The 6386-nt window shown below is 64.7% G+C and carries 8 protein-coding genes and 1 pseudogene; 4 read left to right on the top strand and 5 right to left on the bottom strand.

Going from position 1 to position 6386, the window contains the following annotated elements; genetic code table 11:
* Positions 1-107: 107 nt before the first annotated feature.
* Positions 108-479 (top strand): hypothetical protein, encoded by a 372-nt coding sequence (locus JHD07_RS21150; protein WP_291625421.1) that lies wholly within the window; start codon positions 108-110, stop codon positions 477-479.
* A gap of 297 nt (positions 480-776) precedes the next feature.
* Positions 777-1031: a hypothetical protein gene (locus JHD07_RS21155; protein ID WP_291625422.1), complete on the top strand. Its 255-nt coding sequence runs from the start codon at positions 777-779 to the stop codon at positions 1029-1031.
* Positions 1032-1058: 27 nt separating this feature from the next.
* Here the strand turns inward: JHD07_RS21155 and JHD07_RS39820 are convergent, their stop codons facing one another.
* The 4 genes from JHD07_RS39820 to JHD07_RS21175 all read right to left on the bottom strand — a co-directional run bounded on the left by JHD07_RS39820 (position 1059) and on the right by JHD07_RS21175 (position 3502).
* Positions 1059-1301 (bottom strand): hypothetical protein, encoded by a 243-nt coding sequence (locus tag JHD07_RS39820; protein ID WP_366864927.1) that lies wholly within the window; start codon positions 1299-1301, stop codon positions 1059-1061.
* Positions 1302-1553: 252 nt separating this feature from the next.
* On the bottom strand, positions 1554-2261 hold the full coding sequence (locus JHD07_RS21165; RefSeq protein WP_291625424.1) for an outer membrane protein: 708 nt from the start codon (positions 2259-2261) through the stop codon (positions 1554-1556).
* A gap of 261 nt (positions 2262-2522) precedes the next feature.
* A complete protein-coding gene (locus tag JHD07_RS21170; RefSeq protein WP_291625428.1) occupies positions 2523-2918 on the bottom strand; it encodes a hypothetical protein in 396 nt (131 codons plus the stop codon).
* Positions 2919-3148: 230 nt separating this feature from the next.
* A complete protein-coding gene (locus JHD07_RS21175; RefSeq protein WP_291625425.1) occupies positions 3149-3502 on the bottom strand; it encodes a hypothetical protein in 354 nt (117 codons plus the stop codon).
* 250 nt (positions 3503-3752) lie between these two features.
* Here JHD07_RS21175 and JHD07_RS21180 point away from each other — a divergent pair, with 250 nt between their 5' ends.
* Both JHD07_RS21180 and JHD07_RS21185 read left to right on the top strand, forming a co-directional pair.
* Positions 3753-4295, top strand: coding sequence for a tetratricopeptide repeat protein (locus tag JHD07_RS21180; protein WP_291625426.1), 543 nt, complete (start codon positions 3753-3755; stop codon positions 4293-4295).
* A gap of 108 nt (positions 4296-4403) precedes the next feature.
* A complete protein-coding gene (locus JHD07_RS21185) occupies positions 4404-5789 on the top strand; it encodes a serine hydrolase domain-containing protein (RefSeq protein WP_291625427.1) in 1386 nt (461 codons plus the stop codon).
* Here JHD07_RS21185 and JHD07_RS21190 read toward each other — a convergent pair.
* A pseudogene (locus JHD07_RS21190) lies at positions 5779-6386 on the bottom strand (peptidase S10); the annotation flags it as partial. The gene JHD07_RS21185 and the pseudogene JHD07_RS21190 overlap by 11 nt on opposite strands.

Below are 6386 nucleotides of genomic sequence, written 5' to 3' on the forward strand. Positions count from 1 at the left end.
CATCCATTCGCCCAATGTCGAGCGATCGGGAAAAATCTGCAATCCCCTGCAAACAGCCTTGATTCGACGCAGCCGCTTTGCTGGAATGCGCGCGGCTGAGGTGGATCATGAAATGGATCAGGGAGCGCGACGCATTGATCGCGCAAACAACGGCCTTCGTGCAATCGGTGACAGGCAGGAAGGACGACTTGCTCCAGGCGGAGGCGCCTGCGGCTGGGCAGACTGTCGCAGTGGAGATCCTTGCCGTGGAGGAGGTCGCTGTCGGTTTCGAACCACCGCGAGCCTCCCTTCCGCCGCGTCTTGCCCCTCTCCCACCGCCCGCAAGCGGCAATTTCCGCACCGAGATGCAGGCCCGCATCGCCAATTTCCGCAAGCATCAGGAGCGCTTCGAGCGCGAGCGTGAGGAATATTGCGCGGCGACCCTGACCAAATTGCGGGCCGCCATCCGCGACGCCTCCAGCCCGCCGGCCGAAAAATAAGCCCGCCCCGCCAGGGCTACAGCCAGGACCAAACCAGCCAGAGATTGGCCGCACAGGCGCCGAGCAGCGCCAGCGTCAGCGGCAGCAGCATGTGCCCACAGGATGTGTTCAGGTCGCTCGTCATGGCGGAAAACATCCGCTGATTCCGGCCAAGGAGTCCCAGGGATTCTTTTTTCCGGGATTCAGGACTCGTTAAGGACTCAGGGACCCCCGGATCGATCACGGCTCCGTGAACGGGCCCGCCCCGGAACCCGTTGCCGCGCGAACTCGTTAACAGGCTTTCCTGGAGCGGAAAGAATGCCCTACGCCCTGTTCTGCAACGACGCCCAGATCAGCAAGGCCTATCCAACCGAGGCCGACGTCTGGAAGCTCGCGCAGCGAAGCGGACTCGTCGTTGACGCGTCGGCCGACGACGAGCGGCCGGGACCACGCCGGGTGCTCGACAATGACTATGCGATCGCGCCTTGCCAGGCCGCCGCGGGCGAGGACCCCGCCAGGAACAAGGCCGAGGCCGAGCAGCAGTCGAGGATGGAGCTCGAGCTGAATTCCTGAGAGGTCGGGGGATCAACTCGGGGCAGTTTAGGGCGTCGCGGCGGCCAGCGAGGCCTGCTCGCCCGGCATGACCACGCAGGCCTTGCGGCGATGCAGCCCGCGGATGGCGCCCGTGACCTTCATCACCTTGCCCGACGGGCAAGACGCGTCCTTGACGAAGGCCACCTCATAAGGTGCCAACATCAGAGGCTCGGATCTGAGGATTGTTTGTGCAGAGCACGGCAGGCAGGAGAAGCAAGAGAGCACCACTGCCGACACCAAGATACGCATGTCCGTCGTCCCACCAGCCCGGTAATTCACATAATAACGCGTTCCGGAGCACGAGTTCCGTAAATCGCAAAAATTATTTTTGCTTTACTCCAGCCCCATGACGCGCGTGAGAAAGCGCGCCAGCATCGTTTGCAAGCAAATGACGCGCCAAATTGTTCGCGCAAAGCGAACAGGCTCCAGCCCCGGAAGAACCGGCAAACGAAAGGCCGGCGGAGCCGGCCTTTGTCGGGTCTTGAATCGCCGCCTGGGCGGTCAGTAGCGGGAGGCCGCCGGGCCGCCCCAGCCGAACCGGTAGTTCACACCGACCTTGACGGTATGCTCGTCTTCCCGACCACGAACGCCGACGACGTCGGCCGGGCCGGAGGTGAAGGTGGTGCTGCCGAAATTGTAGTACTGGTACTCGGCCTTGGCCGACCAGCTGGGCGCGAACATGTATTCGAGGCCGGCGCCGACGGTATAACCGTCCTTGCCGTTGCCGGTGGTGGTGAAGCCCTGCGGCACGCCGGCGATGTTGACGCCGAGATTGTTATTCCGCCAGGCGTAACCGCCCTTGGCGTAAAGCAACGTCGGTCCCCAGGTGTAGCCGATGCGGCCGGTCACCGACCCGATCTGGTCGGTGTTGGAAGTGACCTGCGTCCCCAGGGGGAAGGTGGCGCCGTTGTTGTTGGTCGGCAGCCAGGAATACTGGGCCTCGATACCCACCACCCAGTTGGGCGCGAACTGGTAGTCGAAGCCGCCCTGCACGCCGCCCAGGAAGCGGGCGTCGCTGGACTGGAAGCTGCTGTCGCCGGCAAACGCGCCGCCGATATGGCCGCCGATGTAGAAACCGGTCCAGTTGTAGATCACCTGCGGCGGCGTATAGGCCGGAGCCTTGGTGTAGGTGCGCGGCTGCATGTCCGCGGCCGCAGCCGGCACGGCCAGCGCAAGCAGAGCTGCTGCACCCAGCAAGATCGATTTCATATCATCCCCGTTCTTTCATTTACGACACTCAGGAAACAACGTGGCGTGAATTGGGTTGCTTCGCGGCGATGCCGGAACGTTGATCGTTCGTAACTGTGACGGCGCGGCAACAACGCGAATTTGTTCCGTCAATTCGACTGCGCAAGGCTGCCGCATCGATTTGTCGCAAGACAAAACTACCCGTTCAAAGCTCCCCGAAATGTGATCCCGCGGCTCCGGCGGCTTTCCATCTAGCACCCGGCGATGAAGGCCGCCTTTGCGCTAGCGCGTCATCTTTTCCAGTTCCGGAAAGGGTGCGTAAACCGCACCGGCGCAGAGGTCGGTGGTGCGGTCGACCACGCGGTCCGCCCGGCCGTTGACGAAGACCACGGCGCGTTCGCGCATGGCCTTGTAGCTGCCGTCGCTCTCGCGCGGAGTGAAGTGGAGACAGCTTACATAGAATTGCCGGCCGCCGACTTCTCGTTGCACCGGCTCAGCCATGCTGGCCTCGCGGACTCCGACGGGGTTGTTAAGGTAGGTCCGCATCAGGGCCAGCGTGTCGCTGCGGAAATTGTCGGGAAAGGGCTGCGGCCCGCCGGCCTGGCTTCCATCGAACAGCGTTGGACGGTCACCGTCGCTGCCAAAACACCCCGCAAGCGCGAGCGGCAACGCCAGGATCACCGCACATCTCGCCACACGTCCCACAGGCCCGCGCTCCGTTCGATTGGACTCAGCGATGTTCTAGCCGCAAGCCTGCACGAAGGGAATTCGCTTGCAATTGCGCAAACAGCGCACCGGCCCGCCGCCGCACCTCGGGCTTTCGCACGAGGCGTTGCGGTCGGACCGGGCCCGAGTTCCGCGCGCGGCGGCGGGGCAATGCCAGGGATGCCGCCGCGCGGGATCAGTCGTCAGTTGCGCTTGTCTGATGTCACCGGCTTGGTCACATCCGGCTGCGCCTTCTGCGATTCCTTTGCCGAGACCTGGTTGTCGTGCTTGCGATGCTTGCCCACCGTCTTCTGCTCGTCGGCCGTGGCCGCCGCGTTGGCGTCCATCGCCTTCGACTTGCCATCCGCCTTCGCGTCCGCTTTGGCGTCGGCCTTGACGCCGGTGTCGGGTTTCGCGGCCGTGGTCGCTGCCTTGGTCTGGCTCTGGTCCGCCTTGATCACCGGGGTGGTCGTGGCGGTCTTTCCGGACTCGGCGGCGAAGGCCGGGGCGGCGATCACGGACGTGGCGAGCAAGGCTGCAGAGATCGTCTTCAACATGGTGGTCTCCTCTTGGAAGGATCTCGAGGCGGCGCCCTCTCGCCTCCCCGTCGATCATGGGGCGGAGCCTAGGCGGGGCGCACTGAACCCTGTCTGAAGCCTCTTGCAGGCTCCCGTTCATCTCGATGACAAGTTTGTCATCCGCGCAGGGGCGAATAGACCGGGCGAAGCGGGAATGTTTTTGCCCGGAGGGTGTTCCGGTCTTCAGGCAATCGTGTAGGATCGCCACGTTCCATACGGGAGAATTTAGATGCGCAAACTCTCAACGCTTTTTGTGCCGGGACTGGTCGCCATGACGCTGGCGGCCGCGCCCGTGCTGTCCAGCGCGTATGCCGCGGGCAGCGACGAGCCTTCGTCGCCGCCGAAATCGGACACCTCGACCAAGAAGAGCAAGAAGAAGAGCTCTTCCGTCAGCGATCCCAAATTCCTCGCGGCCTATCGCACCGCCTACGCCGCGATCTACGACAAGCAGGACTACACGGGCGCGATCGGCCAGTTGAAGTCGCTCCGGCGTGACGACGTCGCCGACGTCGCCAACCTGATCGGCTACTCCTATCGCAAGCTCGGCGACTACCAGTCGTCCAAAGCCTATTACGAACTGGCGCTGAAGGACGATCCGAACCACGTCCGCACCTGGCAGTATTACGGCCTCTGGCAGCTCGAACAGGGCAACCGCGAGCAGGCGCAGTATCACCTCGACAAGATCGCCTCGCTCGCGGGCACCGGCAGCTCGGAGTATCGCTCGCTCGCCGAAGCACTCGACAAGCCGACCGGCGCGACGCTGGTCTACTGACGATCGCAACTCTGCATGCAAGCGAACGGGCGCAACCTCCGGGTTGTGCCCGTTCCGCTTTCTCGGCTAGCCTCGCGCACCTTTCTCCCCCTCGCATTTGGGTGCGCAATGGACAATTGGCTGCGATCCGCGATCGACTACATCGGCTCCTGGATCGAATTCCAGATGACGACGATCCAGCAGCCCGGTGTCCTCGTCGCATTCGTCCATCGTGGCGAGGTCGTCGCCGAGCAAGCATTCGGCCTTGCCAATCTCGATACCGGCGAGAAGCTGACCCCGCGCCACCGCTTCCGCATCGCCTCGCACTCGAAAAGCTTCACCTCGGCCGGCATCATGAAGCTGCGCGAGCAGCGCAGGATCCGGCTCGACGACACGGTCGGCCAGTATGTCGGCGGGCTGCATCCGCGTGTCGCGGAGACCACGATCGCGCAAGTGCTGTCGCACAGCGCCGGGCTGACCCGCGACGGCGCGGATTCCGGCCAGTTCATCGATCGGCGCGCCTATCTGAACGCGAACGAGCTGCGCGAGGAGTTGAAACGGCCGACCGCGATCGAGTCCGGCACGCGCTTCAAATATTCCAATCACGGTTTCGGGCTGATCGGTCTGGTCATCGAGGCGGTGACGAAGGAGCCCTACGCGAGCTGGATCAGGCGCGAGATCATCGGGCCCGCCGGCTTGCGTGAAACGGAGCCGGACGCACCGCTTCCGAGGGGCGCCCGGTTCGCGCGCGGCCACACGCGAAAAGTGCCGTTCGGCGAGCGCTGCGTGATCCCCGGCGACAATCCTGCCCATGCGATGGCCTCCGCCGCGGGCTTCGTCGCCACCGCCGCCGACACCGCGCGCTTCTTCGCGCAGCTGTCGCCGAATGCGAAGACGAGCGTGCTCTCGGTCGCGAGCCGCCGCGAGATGACGCGACATCATTGGCGCATCCCGCAGAGCGTCGAGGGCTATTACGGCCTCGGCGTCAACGCCGGCAAGACCGACGGCTGGGACTGGTTCGGCCATAGCGGCGGCTTTCAGGGCTACATCTCCCGGACCTGCTCGATCCCCGCTTGCGAGCTGTCGATCAGCATCCTCAGCAACTCCATCGACGGCGCGGCGCCGTTCTGGATGGATGGCGCGATGCAGATCCTGCGCGTCTTCCAGACCCGCGGCGCGCCCGACCGGCGCCTGCGCGACTGGACCGGTCGTTGGTGGACGATCTGGGGGGCGACCGATCTCGTGCCCGCAGGCAACCGCGTGCTCGTCGCCAACCCGCAGTTCAACAACCCATTCATGGACGCCGCCGAGATCGAGGTCACCGGCCGCGACAGCGGCAAGCTCGCCTGGACGGCCGGCTATGCCAGCCATGGCGAGCCGGTGCGCCGGGTCCGCGACAAGCGCGGCAAGATCAGCGACATCTGGATTGCCGGGGCGAATGTGAAGCCGGAGAAGGTCGTCTCCCGCGAGATCGCGCGCAAATACAAGCCGCGCAAGCGCCGGCCTACTCCCTGATCAACCTTTCGACCTCGCCACGGAACGCCTGCCGCGATCCGTCGCGCGAGTAGAACATGTGGCCACCGGGATAGACGACGAACTTCACGCGCTGCGTCACGAAAGCCGGTAGCTGATCGAGCACCCGCTTGGTTCCGAAATAGGGCGTGGCCAGATCGAACAGGCCGTGCGCAGCCAGCACGTTCAGCTTGGCGTCGGTGGCCAGGATCTGGCGCAGCTCGGAGACCGATTGCGGCGGGTTGATGCCGCGGCCGAAATCCCAGCCTTCCCCAACGCTGCCGTTCAGAACTTCGTAGGAACCGTCGGGGCGCCAGTTGAGCTTGCGCGTCGAGACGTCGACCGCCGCACTCGTCAGCGGCGCCTGGAGCGCATCGCCGGAGGGATCGCCGAAGCGCGAGCTGCTCGAATCTGGATAGGGGTCGAAGCCACGCACCGAGGCGTCATAGCGCCCCGTCACTTTGCCGGTCTTGCGGTCGAGCTCGCGGCGGAATTCGCCGACGTCGAAGCGGCCGGCGAGGCGGCGGCTGACCGCCTTGTCGATGCCGGTGAGTTCGGCGACCTTGTCGGCCAGACGCGTCGTCGCCTCCTTGTCGGCTT

This window comes from Bradyrhizobium sp. (assembly GCF_016462955.1).
GTDB lineage: Bacteria > Pseudomonadota > Alphaproteobacteria > Rhizobiales > Xanthobacteraceae > Bradyrhizobium.